Source organism: Ilyobacter polytropus DSM 2926, from assembly GCF_000165505.1.
Taxonomy (GTDB): Bacteria; Fusobacteriota; Fusobacteriia; order Fusobacteriales; family Fusobacteriaceae; genus Ilyobacter; species Ilyobacter polytropus.
Genome location: NC_014634.1, coordinates 25,135 through 45,973, shown reverse-complemented (window position 1 = coordinate 45,973; position 20,839 = coordinate 25,135). Strand labels below are relative to the sequence as shown.

The 20,839-nt window shown below is 33.0% G+C and carries 21 protein-coding genes and 2 pseudogenes; 7 read left to right on the top strand and 16 right to left on the bottom strand.

Annotation, left to right across the window (positions count from 1 at the left end):
- The first annotated feature begins 12 nt into the window (after positions 1-12).
- Both ILYOP_RS14640 and ILYOP_RS14635 read left to right on the top strand, forming a co-directional pair.
- Positions 13-669 carry a PAS domain-containing protein gene (locus tag ILYOP_RS14640; RefSeq protein WP_041921425.1) on the top strand — a complete coding sequence of 219 codons (657 nt, stop codon included), beginning with the start codon at positions 13-15 and terminating at the stop codon, positions 667-669.
- A complete protein-coding gene (locus ILYOP_RS14635) occupies positions 648-2,045 on the top strand; it encodes a putative bifunctional diguanylate cyclase/phosphodiesterase (RefSeq protein WP_342633616.1) in 1,398 nt (465 codons plus the stop codon). The genes ILYOP_RS14640 and ILYOP_RS14635 overlap by 22 nt, the downstream gene beginning before the upstream one ends.
- Positions 2,046-2,202: 157 nt before the next feature.
- On the opposite strand, the gene ILYOP_RS14630 is transcribed toward ILYOP_RS14635, so the two are convergent.
- Positions 2,203-2,823 (bottom strand): recombinase family protein, encoded by a 621-nt coding sequence (locus ILYOP_RS14630; RefSeq protein ID WP_013389256.1) that lies wholly within the window; start codon positions 2,821-2,823, stop codon positions 2,203-2,205.
- Between the two features lie 306 nt (positions 2,824-3,129).
- Positions 3,130-3,747, bottom strand: a complete 618-nt coding sequence (locus tag ILYOP_RS14625; RefSeq protein ID WP_013389255.1) for a class I SAM-dependent methyltransferase — start codon at positions 3,745-3,747, stop codon at positions 3,130-3,132.
- A gap of 179 nt (positions 3,748-3,926) precedes the next feature.
- Between ILYOP_RS14625 and ILYOP_RS16190 the strand changes: the two genes are divergently transcribed.
- The gene (locus ILYOP_RS16190; protein WP_280985360.1) at positions 3,927-4,049 is read left to right on the top strand and encodes a hypothetical protein; all 123 of its coding nucleotides are present in this window, start codon (positions 3,927-3,929) and stop codon (positions 4,047-4,049) included.
- Positions 4,050-4,276: 227 nt separating this feature from the next.
- Here ILYOP_RS16190 and ILYOP_RS16290 read toward each other — a convergent pair.
- From ILYOP_RS16290 to ILYOP_RS14570, 12 genes and pseudogenes are all read right to left on the bottom strand, one after another.
- Positions 4,277-4,885 (bottom strand): annotated as a pseudogene (locus tag ILYOP_RS16290) (IS256 family transposase); the annotation flags it as partial.
- Between the two features lie 230 nt (positions 4,886-5,115).
- On the bottom strand, positions 5,116-5,469 hold the full coding sequence (locus tag ILYOP_RS14615) for an FMN-binding protein (RefSeq protein ID WP_013389254.1): 354 nt from the start codon (positions 5,467-5,469) through the stop codon (positions 5,116-5,118).
- A gap of 51 nt (positions 5,470-5,520) precedes the next feature.
- The gene (locus ILYOP_RS14610; RefSeq protein WP_013389253.1) at positions 5,521-5,853 is read right to left on the bottom strand and encodes an FMN-binding protein; all 333 of its coding nucleotides are present in this window, start codon (positions 5,851-5,853) and stop codon (positions 5,521-5,523) included.
- A gap of 107 nt (positions 5,854-5,960) precedes the next feature.
- Positions 5,961-6,470: pseudogene (locus ILYOP_RS14605) on the bottom strand (DODA-type extradiol aromatic ring-opening family dioxygenase); the annotation flags it as partial.
- A 24-nt stretch (positions 6,471-6,494) separates the two neighbouring features.
- Positions 6,495-6,692 carry a class III extradiol ring-cleavage dioxygenase family protein gene (locus ILYOP_RS16220; RefSeq protein ID WP_342633615.1) on the bottom strand — a complete coding sequence of 66 codons (198 nt, stop codon included), beginning with the start codon at positions 6,690-6,692 and terminating at the stop codon, positions 6,495-6,497.
- 87 nt (positions 6,693-6,779) lie between these two features.
- Complete coding sequence (locus tag ILYOP_RS14600; RefSeq protein ID WP_013389252.1) at positions 6,780-8,585, bottom strand: GTP-binding protein; 1,806 nt, start codon at positions 8,583-8,585, stop codon at positions 6,780-6,782.
- Between the two features lie 46 nt (positions 8,586-8,631).
- The gene (cysD, locus tag ILYOP_RS14595; protein WP_013389251.1) at positions 8,632-9,513 is read right to left on the bottom strand and encodes a sulfate adenylyltransferase subunit CysD; all 882 of its coding nucleotides are present in this window, start codon (positions 9,511-9,513) and stop codon (positions 8,632-8,634) included.
- 13 nt (positions 9,514-9,526) lie between these two features.
- Complete coding sequence (locus ILYOP_RS14590) at positions 9,527-9,841, bottom strand: 4Fe-4S dicluster domain-containing protein (RefSeq protein WP_013389250.1); 315 nt, start codon at positions 9,839-9,841, stop codon at positions 9,527-9,529.
- On the bottom strand, positions 9,842-11,512 hold the full coding sequence (locus ILYOP_RS14585; RefSeq protein ID WP_013389249.1) for an adenylyl-sulfate reductase subunit alpha: 1,671 nt from the start codon (positions 11,510-11,512) through the stop codon (positions 9,842-9,844). It lies immediately after the preceding gene.
- 14 nt (positions 11,513-11,526) lie between these two features.
- Positions 11,527-12,111 carry an adenylyl-sulfate kinase gene (gene cysC / locus ILYOP_RS14580; protein ID WP_013389248.1) on the bottom strand — a complete coding sequence of 195 codons (585 nt, stop codon included), beginning with the start codon at positions 12,109-12,111 and terminating at the stop codon, positions 11,527-11,529.
- A gap of 16 nt (positions 12,112-12,127) precedes the next feature.
- The gene (locus tag ILYOP_RS14575) at positions 12,128-13,549 is read right to left on the bottom strand and encodes an SLC13 family permease (RefSeq protein ID WP_013389247.1); all 1,422 of its coding nucleotides are present in this window, start codon (positions 13,547-13,549) and stop codon (positions 12,128-12,130) included.
- 10 nt (positions 13,550-13,559) lie between these two features.
- Positions 13,560-14,183 carry a hypothetical protein gene (locus ILYOP_RS14570; RefSeq protein ID WP_013389246.1) on the bottom strand — a complete coding sequence of 208 codons (624 nt, stop codon included), beginning with the start codon at positions 14,181-14,183 and terminating at the stop codon, positions 13,560-13,562.
- A gap of 364 nt (positions 14,184-14,547) precedes the next feature.
- On the opposite strand from ILYOP_RS14570, the gene ILYOP_RS14565 reads away from it, so the two are divergent.
- The 3 genes from ILYOP_RS14565 (at position 14,548) to ILYOP_RS14555 (ending at position 17,873) form a co-directional block, all read left to right on the top strand.
- On the top strand, positions 14,548-15,606 hold the full coding sequence (locus ILYOP_RS14565; protein ID WP_013389245.1) for a Fe(3+) ABC transporter substrate-binding protein: 1,059 nt from the start codon (positions 14,548-14,550) through the stop codon (positions 15,604-15,606).
- A gap of 88 nt (positions 15,607-15,694) precedes the next feature.
- Positions 15,695-17,284 (top strand): ABC transporter permease, encoded by a 1,590-nt coding sequence (locus tag ILYOP_RS14560; RefSeq protein ID WP_013389244.1) that lies wholly within the window; start codon positions 15,695-15,697, stop codon positions 17,282-17,284.
- Positions 17,262-17,873 carry an ABC transporter ATP-binding protein gene (locus tag ILYOP_RS14555; RefSeq protein ID WP_013389243.1) on the top strand — a complete coding sequence of 204 codons (612 nt, stop codon included), beginning with the start codon at positions 17,262-17,264 and terminating at the stop codon, positions 17,871-17,873. The genes ILYOP_RS14560 and ILYOP_RS14555 overlap by 23 nt, the downstream gene beginning before the upstream one ends.
- 165 nt (positions 17,874-18,038) lie before the next feature.
- Here the strand turns inward: ILYOP_RS14555 and ILYOP_RS14550 are convergent, their stop codons facing one another.
- Together ILYOP_RS14550 and ILYOP_RS14545 are read right to left on the bottom strand one after the other, a co-directional pair.
- On the bottom strand, positions 18,039-19,247 hold the full coding sequence (locus tag ILYOP_RS14550) for a sensor histidine kinase (protein WP_222838888.1): 1,209 nt from the start codon (positions 19,245-19,247) through the stop codon (positions 18,039-18,041).
- Between the two features lie 118 nt (positions 19,248-19,365).
- A complete protein-coding gene (locus ILYOP_RS14545) occupies positions 19,366-20,031 on the bottom strand; it encodes a response regulator transcription factor (protein WP_013389241.1) in 666 nt (221 codons plus the stop codon).
- Between the two features lie 174 nt (positions 20,032-20,205).
- Between ILYOP_RS14545 and ILYOP_RS14540 the strand changes: the two genes are divergently transcribed.
- Complete coding sequence (locus ILYOP_RS14540) at positions 20,206-20,652, top strand: Spy/CpxP family protein refolding chaperone (protein WP_013389240.1); 447 nt, start codon at positions 20,206-20,208, stop codon at positions 20,650-20,652.
- The last annotated feature ends 187 nt before the right edge of the window (positions 20,653-20,839 follow it).

Sequence of the window (20,839 nt, the reverse complement as noted above, 5' to 3'; positions counted from 1 at the left end):
CTAATAAAAACTATGATTCTATTAATATCTAAAGATAAAGAAAATACAGCAAGACAAATTAAAATACTGAGAACTTTAAACTATAAAGTTATTCCTGCCAAATCCTACAGAGAAACGATTGAACTTTATGAAAAAAATAACTCTATAAAAATCGTCCTAATTGACATCGACTCTATAAAAAATGCTTCCGTTTTTATTAAAAATATTTTATCTCTTAAAGATATTCCTTTTATATATCTAACCTCTGAAATAAAATCTTATGAGATAGAAAGACTTCAAAGCAATTTCTGTTACGGGTGTATCACTAAAAATGCTAACGTTTCTGTGATGGATTTTTCAATACGGAACGCCTTAATTGCATTTAAAACAATAGAAAATATTCTGGACAATGAAAAAAGATACAAAAAGGCTGAGCTGCTAGCGGGATTTGGACACTGGGAATTAGATTTAAATAAAAAAATCATGTATGGTTCTGAGGGTGCGGAAAAAATATACGGAGTGGAATACGGGCCTTATCAGTATAATGAAATTGAAAACATGGTACTTCCAGAATATAGAGAAAGAAAAAGGGAAGCTTTCAGAGATATGATTGAAAAAGGATTCCAATATGATGTGGAATTCAAAATAAAAAATAAAAAAATGGAAATATCGTATCAATCCACTCTTTAGCTGAGTTCGACCCACAAAGTAATATTGTACATGGATCCATACATGACATTACAAAACGTAGAGAAGCTGAAAAAACCATTGAAAGACTAGCTTACTATGACACTCTGACAAACTTACCAAATCGTAAAATGTTTATAAATAGTCTTTTTGAATCAATTTTAAATGCATCTGAAAATAACTCAAAATTCTCTCTGCTCTACATAGACATTGATAACTTTAAAAACATAAATGATGATCATGGTCACTATGTAGGGGATCTCTTTTTAAAAAGGGTGGTAAAGCGTTTAAAAAATTTCCTTGGAAAGAACTGTAACCTCTCACGATTAGGCGGAGATGAGTTTATAATTATCCTTGAAGGAGTTTCAGACGTTAAACAGCTATCAGATATATCCAATAAAATATTGTCAAACTTGAAACACCCCTTTAAAATTGAAGGTAGAGAAAATTTTATTTCAGCAAGCATTGGTATTTCAGTGTTTCCAGATGATGGATCAACAGTAAAAAAACTTTTAAACAATGCCGATGCTGCAATGTTCCAGGCAAAAAACATAGGTAAAGACAGCTACTGTTTTTTTTCAGAGGAGCTTAATCAATCTATAAAAAGAAAAGAGAGCATAAAAGCTGAGCTTAGACAGGCCATTAAAAATAATGAATTAGAGCTTTATTACCAGCCTAAAATCGACGTATCTAAAAATAAAATAGTAGGAGCAGAAGCTCTTACTCGTTGGATTCGTGGTGGAGAGAGTTATCTCTATCCAGATGAATTCATATCTATAGCAGAAGAGTCTGGACTTATTTTTGAATTGGATAAATGGGTACTGATGACAGCGTGTAAGCAAATAGATACCTGGGAAAAATCGGGGATAAAAGGGCAGAAAATCGCAGTAAATATCTCAGCCTTGCATTTTAAAGAGGGAAGGATACTGCAAACTATAAAAGAAGCTTTTAAGCATATCCCAATTTCTCCTAAGTCTCTAGAAATAGAAATTACTGAAACTATGTTCATGGATGATATAGACGAGGCCATTTCCATTCTAACGAACCTGAGATCTATTGGAATTGAAATCTCAGTTGACGACTTTGGAACTGGATACTCCTCGCTTAGCTACTTGAAAAAGCTTCCCATAAGCAAAGTTAAAATCGACAGAAGCTTTATATCCGATATTACTACTGATAACGGGAATTCTGTACTCACCCAAGCAATTATAAAAATGTCGGAGTTACTTAGCTTGCAAGTAGTAGCAGAAGGTGTAGAGTGCAAAGAGCAGGTAGATCTTCTTTCTAAATATGGATGTCACTCCATGCAGGGATATTATTTCGCTAGGCCAATGGAAATAAGTAAATATGAAACTTTTTTTAAAAATTGGAAAAATTAAAATCTGAATTCTTAAATTGAATGCAATAGTTGTTCATGACTCATAGAAAATTTCCATTGGATACTTATATCGTATCGAAGAAACATCTATGGATCATTTTGTGCTGTTAACTAGACAATTCAAGGTGAATAAAAAAATAGAGGTCCTAATGAGACCTCTATACTCTTTCACGCTTTATCCGATACAGCGTTGCCTTGCTTAGCTCTGTCAGTTTTATGCAGTCAGATAGTTTTATGCTCTTGCTCATCCAGGCATCTATATGCCGCTCCTGATCTTTTGTAAGGGCATCTCTCTTACTAGGTCGACCTGTCTCTCTTCTAGTTCGCTTAGATACCTTTTTACCATTATCATTTATCTCCATAGCCTCTATACCTTCACGCTGCCTCTTTAGTAGCTTTTCCCTCTCCTTCTCTGCGATATATCCAAGAAGGTGAATTAACATCGGCTGTAGCAGATCTATCTCTATTTCATTTTTATTTGCCGTAGACAAAACTTCATTGTCCAATATCTCTAGATGCACCTTCTTCTTACCTAGAAGCTCATAGGTGTCTTTTATCTGTTTCAAATTTCTTCCTAGTCTGTCTAACTCCTTGACCACTATCGTGTCTCCAGCTACAACTTTTATAAGTAACTCATTCCATGCAGGTCTATCCATGCTTTTCCCTGAGATCTTATCTGTATAAATATGACTTTCAGTGACTCCGTGATCTCTTAGAGCCTTTATCTGTCTCTCCTCATTTTGTTCTCTAGTTGATACTCTCACATAACCGTATTTCATTTAACACCTCCCACACTCTATCTTACAAAAACTGTAACATAAAATGTTCCAAAAGGTCAATGTAAATTATGATCACTTTTTATGTGAAAATACGGCTCTCTAGCCCAGTAAATACGTTATGAAATTTTCGTCTCACAAGGTATACCTTTTGGAAAGTAAAATTATTAAGATGGAAACTTAGATTAAATTTTACTTTTTGTAAAATAATTTTGAAATGTGACTCTATTTTACTGATTTTAACAGGAGACTATATGAAAAATTAGAGTGTAATTTCAATAACAGGAACTACCAACGAATCCTTTCAAGTTAGTTTTTTTTAAACATCATATACCTAAATTTTCTGCCGTCTCCTGAAGGCATAGTATAGTTTTGATCATATGCTTTTAACAGTTTGAAATTATTACCCAATCTTTCTAAAACCTCACACTCATCCCAGGTTCTTATTTTTAGTCCACTACACCTATTTTTATTGTCTTTTGAAAAAGTTGCCAATATAAAATATCCAGCTTCGTTTAAATATCTCCTAAGCTGATCAAAGTAAAGATTTTCATCTTTTTCTGAATTTAAAAAGTGTAATACCGCCCTGTCGTGCCATATATCCACCTTTTCATCTAACTTTAGACTAAGTACGTCACATTGAAATAAGTTTACCCTGTCGCAATATTCAGCCAGACTCTCTTTTAAATCACCAATAGCAATTTCACTTAAATCTATCCCGGTTATGTTATCATAACCCATCTCGAGGAGACTCTCTATAAGGGTAGTCTTCCCACATCCAATGTCTATTATATTTTTTTTGATACCTGTTTCCACTATCAAATTCAGTGATTCTTTTGCCTCTTTTTCATACCATCCGAGATTCTCCCTGTTGCATCCTGAATAAATTTTATCCCAATGAGACTTTGAATTTTTTCTAAAAAACATAGATTCCCCCCGTACTATTCATAAACAAATTAATTTTTTATCTTTAAATATATCTCAAGTATGGTATTTTATTTTTTATCTGTCAATAAAAAAGCTGGAGATCAACTCTTCAGTTCACTAAAAGGGAACTTCTCTTAAAATTGTATGATAACCTGAATTTAATTTGAAAGGTGGTTTTTATGAAAAAATTAAACTTGCTCGTTATGTTCTTTTTTCTGTCTCTATCTATTCTTTCTCAGATCCTCATTGGTAAGGTTAGTAACGGAGACACACTACAGCTGATATCCAACGGAGAAAAATAGAAGGATAGGTTCCGCTTTTTCTCAGAAAAGCTCAATCAGGCTATAAAAAGAAAAAATAGAATAAAAGTTGAGCTTAGCAAAGCAATTGAAAAAATGAATAAGAACTATACTATCAGCCAAAAAGGACTAAATTTTCTAACGGTTTGACCCCCTAATTCTTGGACTTATTTCTTTATTTTGCGCGTTTTATGCTGCTACTTTAAATTTCTCTGATTCTTTCCCTTTATATTTCTCACCTGATGGACAATACACCTCTGATATTCGGTATTTGGAAAAGCAACTTGAATGCTCTCTTTAATGCCGCCAAGACCATTTGCACACATAATTAATATATCTTTAATTCCACAATTCTTAAGCTCATTTAGTATTCCTAACCAATACTTACTGCTTTTATTTTAATCAATATAAAGTCCTGGAACGTCCTTCTTTCCTTGTTAATTCCTAAAACCACGTACGCTGCAAGTTTTTTAATAATCTTCTCCTGCCTAATAGCGAAGTGAACTGCATCAATAAAAATTATAGGATAAACGTCATCTAGAGGTCTATTTTACCAGTCCATAATTTCAGGTAATATTTTATTATTAATATTTGAGACAAAACTTTCACTTACATCAAAACCATAAATCTCTTCAATTTGGTCAGAAGTTTATCTAGTAGTAAGACCTCTCGCATACATAGATATAACCTGTTGCTCTATTCGCAAGACTTTATTTCTTTTGGACAACCATCGGTTCAAATGAACTTTTAGGGTTTTTAGGGATTGAAAGATTAATTTCTCCATAATGAGTTCTAACTTTTTTATCTTTGAATCCATTTCTAGAATTAGTTGAAGAACTCTAATGTTATAAGTCTCTAATAATGCATTTACAACTTGTTCTCTTTCAGCAGATATTTTTTCTATTTTTGCCATAATAAAAAGCCTCCTTATAGTAATAGTTATTACCACAGGAAGCTAATTATTTAAATGCTATTTACAGACTTTTTTGGACAGGCTCTATCTTGACTTTGTGTAAAGAAAAATAGGGGAAGTCCAGTTTAGGTTAATTCCATTCCGTTATTAAATTTGCTATAATAATTTAGATTTTTCAATTGCATTTCCTACTGCTTCTTTGATTCCACGGGATGTATAGGTAGCCCCTCCAATATCGTCCACCTCTATACTCTGAGTTATAATAATTTCAGGAATAATATTATCTATTGCCATCTGCGCTATTTCAGGAGTATCTCCGTGGCTTGTCACCATGATGTTTTTTATTTCGTCTCCACTCATACTGACTTTTACCGAAACTTCACCCGAAAACCCTTGGCCTTTCCCTTTAAACTCAGGCAGAACGGTTGCCATTTCATAGAATCCTGTAAATATTCCAGAACATATAAATAAAACTACACCCAGTCTCCTAATCTTATCTATCTTTCTCATTAAAGCTCCTTCACCAAATTTATTTAAGATTTTACGTATTATTTTTAAATTTTAATTGTTCTTACTAGTTAAGGCGTTTTCTAACGCAAGTTTAAGTCCCTTGGATGTGTACGTGGCTCCGACAACAGTGTCTATTTCAGATATTTCTTTTCCGATGCTTGATACAGCCAGCTTCTCCAGTGCCTTTCCTCCGATATCAGGTGTTTCAGAGTGTTCAAGTATATTGAGAGATGCAATTTTATTTTTTTCAAAATCTGCAGCTATTTTGATATTTCCTTTAAACCCTTTTGCCTTTCCGTTATAAATATTTTCCTTACCTGAGTTAGCACTTGCAACTATTCCTATAGTTAATGTCATCAAAGATATTATAAGTAATTTTTTCATATGAATCCTCCTAGTTTTTTGTTTGAAGTAAAGATAAAAGCAAACATATATCCAATTGGATGTATGTTTTTTAAAAAAATTAGCCAGATAAGCAGCTAAAACTCTCTCTATAAAAATGCTGATGCTCTTTTCCCAATTACCACATCATCAAAGACAAGTTCTGCTTTAAAGTTATTTGCAGTTGCTATACCAAAACATACATGAAGTGGTAACAGATGTTCTTCTCTTGGGTGACAAAACCTCCCTGATGGAGTCTTTTCCCATTCGATCACTCTTCTTTCCCTCTCATTTTCACTTATATTTTCATCTGTACATGTTTCTATAAGCCAGTTATTGAATTCAATTGCTTTTTGATCTGCTTCAGATGATTTATGGAAGAATTCTCTCATATTATGAAAAGACAAGCCTGAACCAACAACTAAAATATTCTTTTCCATAAGTTTTGTGAGGGCTTTTCCTAATGCTATGTGTTCCCTTGGTTCGAGGCTTTTTAATTGAGATATTTGAATACATGGAATATCCGCATCAGGATACATAAGCATCAATGGGATAAATAGACCGTGACCATAACACCTTTTATCATCTTTTTTCGCCAGAATACCATTTTCATTAAATGCACCTAAGACTTCCTTTGCGGAGCATTATATTTTATAAGATTCCTCAGGGAAACCAGAGTAATCATAGATCATTTCAGGATGCTTAGCACCTGTAATTGTTGCTGTTCTCTCCTCCCAATTAGCACTGGTTACGACGATCGCTGATGGCTTCCTTAGCTTATTAGGGATTGTTTTCATAAATTTAATAAGCTCTGCATGATTTGGATCACCTAGCAACGGCATAGGACCTCCCCCATGTGGAAGCTAATTATTTAAATACTATTTATAGGCTTCTTTAGACAGGGTCAGTTTTATTGCCTAAATAAAACTCTAAAATTTCATTATAATATTTTTTTCTTGTAGATATTCTTTCAATGCGATTATACCATCCTCTATACCATCTAGATCTGGGAGATAAAAATCTGTTTTGATATCAGTCGGTGTTCTTTCTCCTATCCAGATTATCTCCATATTTTCAGGACTAACAACTGTTTTTATTAATTCTAGTTCTTCTTCACTTAATTCTACTATAGTCGTAATAAGAATATTTCCTGCATCAACTAATATGTATGCTATTTCAGCGAATCTTCGTATAAACTCTTCCCTATTATCCTCTTTTTGAGGGTCTTTAATATCAGCATCAATACCATAAATTAGATTTTCTACTCCCAAATAATAGGCTTTTTTACCGGTAGAAAGTAGTTTTTTCTCTAATCCCTTAGCAATGTCTCTTCTTCCGGACCCTTTTCTCCCAGTTATCAAAAGGAGTTTTGATTTGTGATTGTAGCCTTCGGCCCTCTCACTAGAGCTGACCATGCTTTTTTCCCAGTTGTAGTTTCTAAGTAGAACCTGATCCCTTACCTTACTTTGTTTATCCTCTAAGGCCTCCTCTATAGTACCACCACCTGATATATCGTAGTCATCCACAATAACAAATCTACTCGTATTTTGAATATGTTTGTTTTCGTCGAAAGCAATCGGATTTTGAGTTTTAAGGATACATTCAGCAACATCATTTCTATCAATCTGTTCTCTGTTTACATTTGTAAGAGTAGATGCATCTATAACCCGTTTGATTTTTTCGATCTCAACCTTTACTTTGGCGTTCCCAATTTTTAAAAAATAGCTATTACCTTTTATCATTGGAGATCTTCCAAGCCAAAATAAATTTACTCTTATTCTTGTGGCAACTTTTGGGTTGGAAACTCCAACTTTTCCTGCCATTTCCCCTCTTGTTATGTAGATTTGCTCTTTAAGGGTAAATCCGGTTGAATAACCTGCCGTTACGTAGTTTTGAGTTTTCCTATTAAACGCCTCAATTGATTTTACAGTACTTCTTTTCCCAGACGGATAAAATACCACCTCATCTCCAACTGAAAGCTTACCTGTTTCTATAGTTCCTGCTACTATTCTTCTATTGTCACCATCTTTTGTAAATTTATAAACATCCTGAACAGGCATCCTAAATGGTTTGTCGTCAGAAGTTTCTGCTATTTGGAAATTGTCTAAGGTGTTGATAACGGTATTCCCATTATACCAGGGAGTATTTTCGGACTTCGTAGTAATATTATCCCCTATCATACCGCTTATTGGAATAAAACTATCTGGTTCAACATTTATTTCTCTCAAAAAACCAGTATATTCCTTTACAATGTTTTGAAATACCTTTTCGTCGTAATCTACAAGATCCATTTTATTTACAAGAACCGAAATTTGATTTATTCCCAACATCGAAAGAAGATATCCATGTCTTTTGGAGTTTTCTTGTATCCCTTCATTGGCATCTATTACAAGAAGAGCAGATTCTGCTCTTGAAGCTCCCGTCACCATGTTTTTTAAAAATTCTATATGCCCTGGAGCATCTATTATTATATATTCTCTATTTTCTGTCTGAAAAAAACATCTTGCTGAATCTATAGTTATACCTTGGGCCTGTTCATCCTTTAGCGCATCCAATAAAAACGCATATTCAAATGGTTTGGAATTTCTACGGCACCTTTCTTTTACCTCTTCAAGTTTACCATTAGGAAGCGATCCTGTATCAGCAAGAAGCCTACCTATAATCGTGCTTTTTCCATGGTCAACATGACCAACTATTACTATATTCATATCTTCTTTTCTTTTTATATCCTTCATCAGCCATCTCCTCTATATTAAGAATAAGTTTTTCCTCTATTAACTCTTACATGTACCCGTCTTTTCTCAGTTCTTCGAGGCCTCCACCATCTTCTTTATCTTGAGCTCTTCCAGACCTTTCTGCTATATTTGCAAACTTACCGGTTTTAAGTTCCTCGACTATATCTTCCACATTTTTAGCTGTTGAGTCCACAGGAGTGGTACAAGGATAACATCCTAAGGATCTATATCTTTTGCCTTCACCTTGATCAAAATACAGTGATACTACAGGTATTTTTTCCCTTTGAATGTATTCCCATATATCTAGTTCGGTCCAGTCAAGAAGTGGATGTATTCTGACATGAGTCCCAGGCTTGAAATCTGTTTTGTATTGGTTCCAAAATTCTGGTGGCTGGTCACCAAATTCCCATGTATTTTCTTTATTTCTTGGGGAAAAATATCTTTCCTTAGAACGGCTCCCCTCTTCATCTGCCCTTACCCCTACAATAACGCCTGTGAAAGCTTCCCTGTTTTCGTCAATTTCATACACACCTTTTTTATGGTTTAGTCTGTATCTAGTCCAGTCTCCATTTAAAGTGTGTTTCAAAGCATCTGCTTTTAAAAATTTACAGCATTGAAGTCTTGACACATTACCATCTGGATAAGTCTGCTTAGAATCCAGAGCAACTTTATTCTCTCCATAAATCATATCGATTTTCCACTCTTTTGCAAATCTGTCCCTATATTTTATCATCTCAGGTATCTTATAATGAGTGTCTACATGAACCAAAGGAATAGGCACATGACCAAAAAATGCTTTTCTTGCAAGCCATACAAGAACGGTACTATCCTTTCCTATAGACCAGAGCATCCCAAGATTTTTAAATTGACTGTACGCCTCTCTTAAGATATTTACACTTTTATTTTCTAATCTGTCCAAATGATCCATATTGCTCCTCCCTCTAAAACTTGTTAGAATCCTTTTTATTTACTTCTATCTCCTCTACAACGACTCCATTTTCTTTAATCTGCCATTTCATTATATTCTTTTCTTCTTTCACAAAAAGAGTACTCCCACTTCCTCCTGTTTCCGGAAAAAGATACATCTCTATTGCCTGCACAGGACATTCCTTCATACACGCCGTACAGTCCCAACACTCTCTAGGATCATATATCTCTGCCTTGAATTTTTTATCCAAAGATATAAGATTTCCTGGACAGACTTCTACACAAAGTCGGCATCCAATACATCTTTTAGCATCAATTTTTATGGCCATCTACATCACCCTTTGAAAATCTCTTTGAATTATTACAATGTCATTCTCTTTTTGATTGTATACTGAATTTACGAATTTAAACCAGTTTTCATTATCTAGGTTAGGATAGTCACTTCTCTCTTGATAGCATTTCCATCTTGTTTCCTTTCGATAAATAAGATGTTCTATCACAACTTTAGCAACTAATATTCTGTTTATCAACTCATTATACTTAAGAACTTCTAGAGGTTTTTCGCATTTAATCTTTTCTATATCCTTATCGAGTTTTTTTACAAGCTTTTTTGCTTTCAGAAGTTTCTCTTCGTTTGTTTTGTAATTTTCGCTTATTCCTCCAGCATATTCATCCATGATCTTCTGTAATTTTTCTTCGATATCCTGCGCCGAAAAAAAACCATTTTTATTATAAAGCGGATAAAAAACTTTTTTTATTTCAGACTCTATCTTATTGTTATCAAAATCCTTCGAAATCTTTATACTTGATAGATATTTTATAGCTGACTCTACAGCTATTTCACTCTCTGCCATACACCCTGTCACGTATTTTTTCGGAGATCCGCCACATACATCACCTGCAGCAAAAAGTCCTTTAACACTGGTACTTCTGTCATCTTTTATCCAGTATCCTGCTTGCCCGTGTCCACCTACTATGTAAGGTTCTGAGCCGCATATCTCCACAGGTTCTTTTGATATATCAATATCTTCGTCATGCCATTTAAGGATTATAGATGGCGACATGTTTAGGTAGGCTTTTTTCAATTCTTCTACCTGATCTTTCGTAGCTTTTCTAGTATCTAAATAACAAGGTCCTCTCCCCTCAAGATTCTCTAAAATACTTGCATAAAGCCTCATAGGAGTAGATTTGTTTTCATATCTCTTCATATAATTTTCGCCCAGGGCGTTTATCTGTCCAACTTCGAGACCTTGTGCTATTGTTCCTGTTGGAGATATAGTATCCTTAGTCCTGAGGGCTATAAACCTCATTTCAAAGCTTGTCATTTCAGCCCCGGATCTTATGCCCATTGCAAGTCCATCTCCAGTATTGAAAGGTGAATACCACATCTTATGTCGAGCTTCTACAGGATTATTTGGCTTATATATTCCCGAGGCTCCACCAGTTGTACATACTACCGCTTTAGCCTTAATTACGTAAAATTTATCCATTTCTAAAGAAAAACCATAAGCTCCTGTTATTTGTCCTTTCTCTACTATATAATCTGTAGCAATTACTTTATTAAGCACCTTAGCTCCGCTTTCAATTGTTTTTTTTGCCAAAATTGGTTTTATATTCTCACCATTTATTTTGATACTTCTTTTTCCTCTGACAATATAATTGCCATCCTTGTCTTTTAAAAAAACCAAACCATAAGCCTCTAGTTTTTTTGTCATATCGTTTATTTTTTTCCCTATAGATAAAGTTAAATCTTCCCTTATCAGCCCATGGGATTCTTTTTTAACATAATTTACATAGGACTCGGGAGTTTCCCCCTCAGGAAGATATGCATTTATTGCATTCACCCCTGCGGCGAGACATCCGCTTCTTTTTATTCCAGCTTTTTCCATTATTACTACGTCTAACTTAGGATCTAACCCCTTTGCATGGATTGCTCCATGGCATCCAGCCGTCCCTCCTCCGATTATTAAAATATCCGTAATAATTTTAACAATTTCCAATTTTATCACCCCGCCTATGAATTAGTTATAAAGTCTATAAGTTTATCGGAAAGTTCATTTACACTTTTATTTTCAGTGTCTAGAACGACTTCCGCATCGATGGGAGCTTCGTATTCTGAATCAATTCCAGTAAAGTTTTTGATCACGCCATCTCTTGCTTTTTTATACAGACCTTTAACATCCCTTTTTTCACACTCCTCTAAAGAGCATTTCACATAGACTTCTATAAATTCTCCAGGAAGGAAGGAATTTCTGATAACTTCTCTGTCTTGCCTGTAAGGAGAAATGAAAGAGACAATAGTTATAACCCCTAAGTCTACAAAAAGTTTGCCGACTTCTGTTATCCTTCTCAAATTTTCGATCCTGTCTTCTTTAGAGAATCCAAGGTCCTTATTTAACCCGTGCCTTATGTTGTCGCCATCAAGGATATAAGCTAACTTGTTTTTTTCATGAAGTTTTTCTTGAACTTTTTTAGCTATTGTAGATTTTCCTGATCCTGAAAGACCAGTCATCCAAATAACAACACCATTTTGACCTAGCATACTTTCTCTTTCTTTTCTTCCTATTATACTTTCACTCCACACTATGTTTTTTGACATCTGCTTCCTCCTGTTGTTATATTCCTATAAATGGAAAATAATACTTTATAAATATGAACATAATAATCACCGATATAATCTTAAGAACAAAGCCACTTTTTATAAGAGTTTTTAGATCTAATTGCTTAGTAGAATAAATCATAGCTACAACAGGGCTGCTTATTGGAAAAATATATGAAAGCCCCGATGGAAGAGCTACTGACATGGTAACAAGCTCAGGACTGATACCCATTTTAGTTCCAAGATTGATAGCCACCGGAAGGAGAATCACTATGACTGCACTATTTGAAATTAACTCTGTCATAAATATACTTGTTGTTATCAATAAAAAAATAAATCCACTCTCTGAAAAATTAAGATTCAAAAGATAATTGTCAACAATCCACTTTAGTACCCCAACACTATTTAATGCAGATCCTATGGCAATGGAACCTCCATACATAAAAAGAACTCCCCAGTTTATCTCTCGATTTATTTCTTCCCATTTTGCAACATTCAAAACAAAGTAAAGGGATGCACTTAAAAGTGCAATGTTGGATATGCCAAATTCTTCATTATAAAAGATCCAAAGGAATATTGTGAGAATTAATATTGAAGCTGCTTTTATCTCATTAAAGCTTATCTTTTTTAACCTATAATCACTTGTGATTTCAAGCTTATTCTTAATCTTTCCAGCACTGATCTCCGAACTGATCTTTTTTTTTAGATATAAAAGAATCATTGCCATCAAAACATAAATTGGTGCAGAGGCTCCTGCCCACCACTTTATGAAACTTATGTTCTTTCCTGTCATTTCATTTAATATACCTACAGCAAGTGGATTTCTAGCTCCTCCCAAAAAAGTGACCACCCCTCCTGTTACGCAACCTAAAAATATTGAAAAGTATAAATACTGATTAAGGACATTTTTTCTTTCAAATGTTCCACTAATATCTCCTAATATAGGGATGAGAAGAGCTGCCACTGCATGCTCTGGCATAATGTGAGACATAAACGCGGAAAGAAAAAAAATTGAGGCCACTAGGCTAAAAGGTCTACTATTATATCTTGCTAGGACAACATAAGCAATTCTTCTGCTAATACCTGATACCTTTACACCTGCTGAAATAATAAATGATCCTAAAATAAAAAACACAGAACTGTTTCCAAAAAAAGAATAAATCACCTTACTTTCCAGAACGTTGTAAACTGATAATAGACCCATTATTAGAAGAGAAGTTATCACCACAGGTATAATATTCAAAGTCCACAAAACTATGGCTAGAAAAAATATGATCATCGCCCGATAACCAGCAAGAGAAAGTTCTGTTATATTGACATTTTTATTTATAAAGTAAAAGAAAGTCATCAATATTGTAAAGAGCATTATTGCATTTCTATATTCTATAAGAAAAAGTAGCCCTATGGGTCTTTTATCTATTTCATATTTTTTATTCATAAGTTCTCACCTACAATTTACTTGAATTAAAAGAATCTTCTACACTTTTTACCATCAATCTCTGTCTCAAATTATAACTTTCAAGAACAAGCTTTCTTTTAAGCTTATGCCCAATGTGATAGCTACATACTGTTTCATCTAAAAGCGGTACGTACTTCAAATACCGTGAAAGTGTTCCATTCTCATTAACTTTTTCTTTAATATAATTTAATAAAATAGGGTCACAATTAGTGGACACTGGGATTAATTCCCTCTCCAATATTTTGTCAACTTGACTTATTTCATTACCGTTATAATCCATAAACAAGCTACCTTTCGGAAAAAGTTTGATGGCATGGTCAATAATTCCCATGTCGATCGATGAAATATCTTTAATACTTTTGAAATAAATACCATGGAAACCATTAAAAAAGCTCTCGTCTATTCGGGATTTCAGCTTTGGAAAATCTGAGATTTCAAGTATAAAAATATCAAAATGGTTTTTTATCTCTCTGATAAGTTTTCTTATGTCTTTTTCTCCAGTATCATTTTCTAATAAGATAAACGAGAGCCGTTTTTTTAAAATCCGATTTTCAATTATATCTAAAAAATCTGAAAGTGATTTGATTTCGCTGATTTTAAATTTTATCTCCATGACGTCCTCCCCTAGAACACCCTAAACTTAAAATACAGTTTATACATGTATTTTAAGTTTTTGCTTTTGTTAAGGTTAGCATATAAGTATAATTAAGTCAATAAATATGTTTCCTAAATTACATATTCAAACAAAGTAATTGCTCTAGATTCAGGATCATTTTTTAAAATGACTCTTAAAAATTTTGGACTGGCGTTTCTAGGTGATAATATTAACTTAAATGATAACACCCTTGCATAAAAAACTATACCTTTTAATACAACGAAGTCTTTCTAATTATAAGCTTTGATAATCAAAATTGTTGACTTTTAAAATTAAAGGTGTTATTATATTTCTACAATAATATTTAGGAGGTTTTATTCACATGAAGAAGCTATTAATTGGATTGGCCCTATTATCTTCAGTCGTTGCAAATGCAGCTGGAGTTGTTAATGTTTACACAACGAGACATTACGATGCAGATGATGCCTTATACAAGGAGTTTTCTAAAAAAACTGGTATTGAAGTAAATGTTGTTAGTGATAAGGGTGCTATAAGTATAACCAAGATAAAGGAACAGGGAAGAGCTCCCTTAGCTGATGTATTTATGACCTCAGATGCAGGTAACTTAGCTAAAGCAAAAGAAGCCGGTATCTTACAACCGGTAAAAAGTTCTATATTGGAATCGAATATTCCAGCCAAATATCAAGACGATGATAATCAGTGGTTTGGGTTAACTAAGAGAGCTAGGGTCTTTATTTACTCAAATGATAGAGTTAAAGCTAAGGATTTGAAAGGACTTACTTATGAATCTTTAGTTAAAAATTCCAGATGGGATGACAAGGTACTTGTTAGGTCCTCCTCAAATATGTATAATCAGTCACTGGTTGCTTCATTTGTAGCATTAAATGGTAAAAATAAAACTTCAGAGTGGGTTGAAGGCTTGGTTCACCATATGGCTAGAAATCCTCAAGGAAACGATAGAGTCCAAGCTGTAGCTGTTAAAGATGGTGAAGGTGATATTGCTATTGCCAACTCTTATTACTATGGTAAACTTGTGAACGAAACTGATGTCACTTCAAAATACTACGGGGTAGCTGATAAGACTAGTCTTTACTTTCCAAACCAAAATGATGGAGAGTCTGGAGTTCATATGAATATTAGTGGAGCCGGAGTTGTTAAAAATGCTAAAAACAAAAAAGAAGCAGTGAAATTGATCGAGTTTCTTTCTATGAGAAAGCAACAAGAAGCATTCTCTGCTACTAACTATGAATTTCCTGTTAATCCAAAGGCTAAGTTAAGCCCTCTTCTTGCTTCATGGTTAGATAAACAAGGTCTTAAGACGCTGAAAGAACAAGATATCAATTTGAGTTTATTAGGTAAATATAATGAAGAAGCACTTAATATCATGATAGGTGCCAACTGGGACACTCCTAAAAAATAATCTTTCAACGTGATTAAATCAAAAGAGGTTGGTAAGGGTATAAAATTACTCTTATCACCTCTTTATATTTTATAAGGATGTGAAATTCATGAAAATTTTTAAAATAGAGGATGGCCTAATAAAAATGCTCTTATTAGGCCTAATACTTAGTTTTATACTGCTTCCAATATCCGACTCTATTCCTCTATTATTTACACCTAATAGCTCATATCTAGAAGTTTTGATAAGCAAGGGGATTATCTGGGAGTATTTATTTAACACACTAGAATTGGTATTTAAAGTTGGTATATTTTCTATACTGTTAGGTTTTACAAGTAGTTATTTGATAACTATGTATGAATTTAAATTTAAAAATATGTTCAAGGTATTACTGACTCTGCCACTAGCATTCCCTGTTTACGTAGGAGCATATACCTACTCATCGATATTTTATACCAATAAATGGTTAAGTTATATCTTCACCAATAAAATATTTATGGAAGGTTCTGTATTTATATATGGGATATTTTTATACCCTTATATTTATCTTGCCTGTCGTTCATACCTCAAAAACAACTTGGTAGAATATATAGAGGCCTCTAAAACCCTTGGAAAATCTAACTTTGAAACTTTTATAAAAGTTATTTTCCCAATTTCATGGCCAGCTATATTAGGGTCTACGTTATTTGTGATCTTTGAAACTCTATCTGACTTTGCAGTTGTAGAGTTTTATGGCGTAGCAACAATATCTAAAGTTATTACAGACTCGTGGATGGGTCTAGGACAAAAAGATACTGCTGCTAAAGTATCTATAATATTAATATTTATCCTTGGTGCCATGATATTTGTTGAAAAACTAATCAGAAGAAGAAAGAGATATGAAGGTATCTCCAACAGAAAAATAAAACCTGAGAAACCATCAAAATTACAGAGTTTTGCAATCTATATTTTTCTCGGAATTATTGTCTCTTTAGGATTTATTCTTCCTGCATATGAAATGATAAAGTTTTCTATAGCTAAGAGTTCATACATTGAAGGTCTAAACCTTTTTGATATTACTTCTAATACATTACTCACTCTGTCTATAGCTATAGTCTTTATTATTGCCATAGCAACTATATTTGCAAGTATAGTAAATCAACTAAAAAACGGAAAAAAATTCTTCTCTACCATTGCAGTAATGGGATACTCAATCCCGTCACTTATACTAGCTCTGGCAGTATATATTTTTACTCTGTCTTTAGACAATAGTATATATAATTTATTTCATATTGAGTGGCTTGTGTTGATGAATACAAGAACAGCACTGATTATAGCTCTTGTAATTAAATTTATATCTGTGGCTTTTTCAAACTACTCAAATACTTTAGATAAGATAAATCCTAATATATTTAATGCCTCAAAAACACTTGGTCATAATTTTTTAGGAACATTCGTAAGGATAAACCTTCCACTGCTTAAGAAGCCTACAAAATTTGTATTTATTCTGTTATTTATAGATCTGATAAAAGAACTGACACTGACCTACACTTTGAGACCCTTTAATTTCAAAACTCTTTCTACTGAAATATATAGATATGCTGGAAATGAAATGATAGAAGTTGCAGCTATTCCATCTCTTGTTATTGTAGGAGTATGTAGCTTAATGATTCTCTATTTAGAATTAGGAGGAAGAAATGTTAAAAATAGACAACCTTAATTTTAGTTATGGAAATAAAAAAATTTTGAAAGACTTTTCTATGGAAGTACGAGAAGGTGAAAGAGTTGCTCTTAAGGGATCGTCTGGATGTGGTAAGAGTACACTTCTCAGATTGATTGCTGGTCTTGAAAAACCTAGCATTGGTAATATCTTTTTTGATAATAATAATGTTACCAATCTTCCATCTTATAAAAGGGAGTTTGGATATGTATTTCAGGACTTTGCATTATTTCCACACCTAAATGTTAAAAAGAATATCTCTTATGGCATTTCACAATATGAAAACAGTAAAAAAGAAAATTTGTTAAATAAATATTCTAAGATGTTGCATATAGATTCTCTTTTTAACCATTATCCACATGAACTTAGCGGGGGTCAAAAGCAAAGAGTAGCCCTAGCCAGAACTCTTGTTACCAGTCCTAAGATTATACTTCTTGATGAAGTTTTTTCAGCACTTGATGAAGGTCTAAAGGAAAGTGTTAGATTAGAAATACTAGAAGTATTAGAAGAGTTAAAAATAACTACAATTCTTGTAACTCATGATAGCAGAGATGCTGAGGTACTGTGCAGTAAAATAATAGAAATGTAATCTCAAAAAAAATATTTAAAATGGGGTCCCGTCAGGAAAAATTCCTTAGCGTTGTATATTTCATTTTCCTGGCGTAACCCCATTTTAACAAAATCTACTCTTATAGATATACCAGCAAAATTGGATTGTGGGTATAAAAAACAGACTTAAAGTTGTTTAATTTTTCTATTTAGGAGAATCAATGATATTTTTGCAAAATATCTTAAATATAAATTTACCTTCTTTCCAAACAATTTGTAATGGAATATTATTTAGATCCAAAGATTTTTTAACTATGGAAAGCCCCAATCCTGTTCCCTCTATTTCTGAATCTTCCGCATTTTTTCCACGGTAAAATGGTTGGAAAAAATTTTCAATCTCTTCTGACCGAATCACTTCTGACTGATTTTCTATACAGAGACAACCTTTTTCTTCATAGATTTTTACCACCCCTCTATTGGGAGAATACTTTAGAGCATTGTGGATTATATTGTCTGTTGCTAGTTTTAGAAGGTTAGAATCTCCAATGACTTCATTCGTTCCTATATCTACAACAATACTAATATCTTTCTCAAACTCCAAAAAATCATATTTTTCTAAAGAATCTTCTATGAGAGATTTCAAATCTATTTTTTCTTTTTTTATCTGATAGTTAGGAGTATCAAGTTTAGAAATAGTTAGGAGGTTTTGTGTTATTTCCCTCATTTCCAGTCCTTTCTTAAGCAGAATTTCATGGTACCTTTTTTTTTCAGCTTCATTTTTTACTTGTCCCACTACAAGTGCGTGGGCATGGGTACATAATACTGATATTGGGGTTTTAAGCTCGTGAGAGGCATTAGATACGAAGGATCTAAGGCTGTTAATTGAAAGTTTAAGTTCATCAGACATCATTGCTAGACTTCTGCTTAAATCTCCTATTTCGTCATTTCTATCTATTTCTATATTTTCAGGAAATTTCAATTTTGATATCTCGTCAGCACTTTTACTTAAAAGCCTGACATCTGAAGTTATCCTATTTGAAAAAAAAGCTCCTGCAATTAATGAAAAAGACAGAGCAACAAAGGCAGTCAGGATATTAAAAAGATTTATCTCATGTTTATGAGCCTCCATTACAGAAAGGGAGGTACTTACAATAATTCTATTTCCATCTGGAAGCTTTTCGTGATAGGAAAGTATCAGTGCCCCAATACCTTTGAGTTTAGTCAATTTAAATTTCTTATCTGGAGGATTTGAACCTACAATCATAAGTGGTCTTCCCATCATATTCATATGTCCAGGTTTAATTATACTTATCTCGATTCCTTCAAGCTCCTTCACTTGATATATGTAATCTTCTAATTCTTCATTATTTTTAAATCTTGAGTATTTTTTTAAATCTCCTACAACCTTAAGCATAATCCGTTCTTTTCTATGTATATAAAATTTATCGAGAAAAAATACATTGAAAATAGTGCTGACAGATATTGTAGTGAGGACTATCAGAATAGAATATAGGAAAACTCTCTTAAAAAAATTAATTCTGATTTTCGTTAAAGACATAACCCACACCTCTTATTGATTTTATATAATCACTATATTTCCCTAATTTTTTCCTGAGACGTTTTATGAGTGTATCCACTGCCCTTTCATCTCCGAAGAAATCAAAACCCCAAATTTCATTTAAAAGAATTTCTCTTGAAAGTATAATCCCCTTATGCTTGAAGAAATATTCCAAAGCGTGAGCCTCACGCCTTGAAAGATCTATCGTTTCTCCATCAATCGTAAGAATATAGCTTTTAAAATCAAAGGTAAGGTCTTTTATTCTGAAAAAAGTATCTCTTTCCAATTTAAGAAGTTTTTTCACCTTGACTGAAATCAATTTTAAGCTAAAAGGTTTAGTAATATAATCGTCAGCACCAAGTTCCAACCCCTGTATCTCATCAAGCTCACTATCTCTGGCCGTCATCATTATAACAGGAATGTTAGAAACAGCTCTTATTTCCTTACATATCTCCCACCCATTCTTTTTAGGAAGATTTATGTCTAAGAGAACAAGGTCAGGTTTATCATCATAAAATATTTCCATAGCCTTATCACCATCATGTGCAATTTTTACATTAAACCCGTCATCTTCCATAGACTTTCCAATTATTAAAGCAAGTTCTTTCTCGTCCTCTACTATGAGTATATTTTTATTCATTTTGTTTACCTTCCTTTTATTTTTTATTAAACCAATCCACTGCACTTTTTTTCACTTTATAATCGTATAGTTTTTTAAATAATTATTTTTTGCCATACTTAGGCCACAAACAAATGTTATCATTTTTTCATAAAGAAAGAAAACTAAAAAAATATAAAAATAGGAGTGATTTAAATGAAAAAAATGTTAATAATAGGTATCCTTGCACTTTCGGCTACATCTTTTGCCAATTCTGCTTCAGTTGACCACTCAGCTCACAATAAGACAGAAATAAAATCAGAAAATACAAAAAAATCCGGAATGATGAATCAAATTAATAACCTTTCTGCTGAGCAGCAAAAAGAATATCATGCTATTCACGAAAAACATATGTCTAAAACAAAAAACATTATGCTGGATATAAAAGAAATTAATATTCAAATTCAAAAAGAGATGTTAAATGAAAAATCTGATTCTAAAAAAATAGCTCGACTTATAGATAAAAAATCTATACTTCAAGCTGACAAAGAAAAAGAGATGCTAAAGTTTAAAATTGAAGTGAAAGAAAAATTTGGTATAAAAATGATGGATGGTATGATGGGTAAAGGTAAGAAGTGCAAAATGATGGATAAGAATTCTTAGGTAAAATAAAGTATGGGGTAAGCTCCTAAAGAGCCTACCCCATTTTGTTTTTTAAGACCTGTTTATCCATACAATCCCTCTACACCTAAAGAAAATATATTTATTAAGAAGCATATCCTAAAACTCAATACTTAAAGAATAATAAGGAGTCCTTAATATAGCTAAAACACCATATTTATAATAACCA

Coding starts and splice junctions, on each gene's coding strand:
- ILYOP_RS14640 (WP_041921425.1), top strand. CDS start 13: ATGATTCTATTAATATCTAAAGATAAAGAAAATACAGCAAGACAAATT.
- ILYOP_RS14630 (WP_013389256.1), bottom strand. CDS start 2,823: ATGAAATACGGTTATGTGAGAGTATCAACTAGAGAACAAAATGAGGAG.
- ILYOP_RS14625 (WP_013389255.1), bottom strand. CDS start 3,747: ATGTTTTTTAGAAAAAATTCAAAGTCTCATTGGGATAAAATTTATTCA.
- ILYOP_RS16190 (WP_280985360.1), top strand. CDS start 3,927: ATGAAAAAATTAAACTTGCTCGTTATGTTCTTTTTTCTGTCTCTATCT.
- ILYOP_RS14615 (WP_013389254.1), bottom strand. CDS start 5,469: ATGAGAAAGATAGATAAGATTAGGAGACTGGGTGTAGTTTTATTTATA.
- ILYOP_RS14610 (WP_013389253.1), bottom strand. CDS start 5,853: ATGAAAAAATTACTTATAATATCTTTGATGACATTAACTATAGGAATA.
- ILYOP_RS16220 (WP_342633615.1), bottom strand. CDS start 6,692: ATGCCGTTGCTAGGTGATCCAAATCATGCAGAGCTTATTAAATTTATG.
- ILYOP_RS14600 (WP_013389252.1), bottom strand. CDS start 8,585: ATGAAGGATATAAAAAGAAAAGAAGATATGAATATAGTAATAGTTGGT.
- cysD (WP_013389251.1), bottom strand. CDS start 9,513: ATGGATCATTTGGACAGATTAGAAAATAAAAGTGTAAATATCTTAAGA.
- ILYOP_RS14590 (WP_013389250.1), bottom strand. CDS start 9,841: ATGGCCATAAAAATTGATGCTAAAAGATGTATTGGATGCCGACTTTGT.
- cysC (WP_013389248.1), bottom strand. CDS start 12,111: ATGTCAAAAAACATAGTGTGGAGTGAAAGTATAATAGGAAGAAAAGAA.
- ILYOP_RS14575 (WP_013389247.1), bottom strand. CDS start 13,549: ATGAATAAAAAATATGAAATAGATAAAAGACCCATAGGGCTACTTTTT.
- ILYOP_RS14570 (WP_013389246.1), bottom strand. CDS start 14,183: ATGGAGATAAAATTTAAAATCAGCGAAATCAAATCACTTTCAGATTTT.
- ILYOP_RS14565 (WP_013389245.1), top strand. CDS start 14,548: ATGAAGAAGCTATTAATTGGATTGGCCCTATTATCTTCAGTCGTTGCA.
- ILYOP_RS14560 (WP_013389244.1), top strand. CDS start 15,695: ATGAAAATTTTTAAAATAGAGGATGGCCTAATAAAAATGCTCTTATTA.
- ILYOP_RS14555 (WP_013389243.1), top strand. CDS start 17,262: ATGTTAAAAATAGACAACCTTAATTTTAGTTATGGAAATAAAAAAATT.
- ILYOP_RS14550 (WP_222838888.1), bottom strand. CDS start 19,247: ATGCTTAAGGTTGTAGGAGATTTAAAAAAATACTCAAGATTTAAAAAT.
- ILYOP_RS14545 (WP_013389241.1), bottom strand. CDS start 20,031: ATGAATAAAAATATACTCATAGTAGAGGACGAGAAAGAACTTGCTTTA.
- ILYOP_RS14540 (WP_013389240.1), top strand. CDS start 20,206: ATGAAAAAAATGTTAATAATAGGTATCCTTGCACTTTCGGCTACATCT.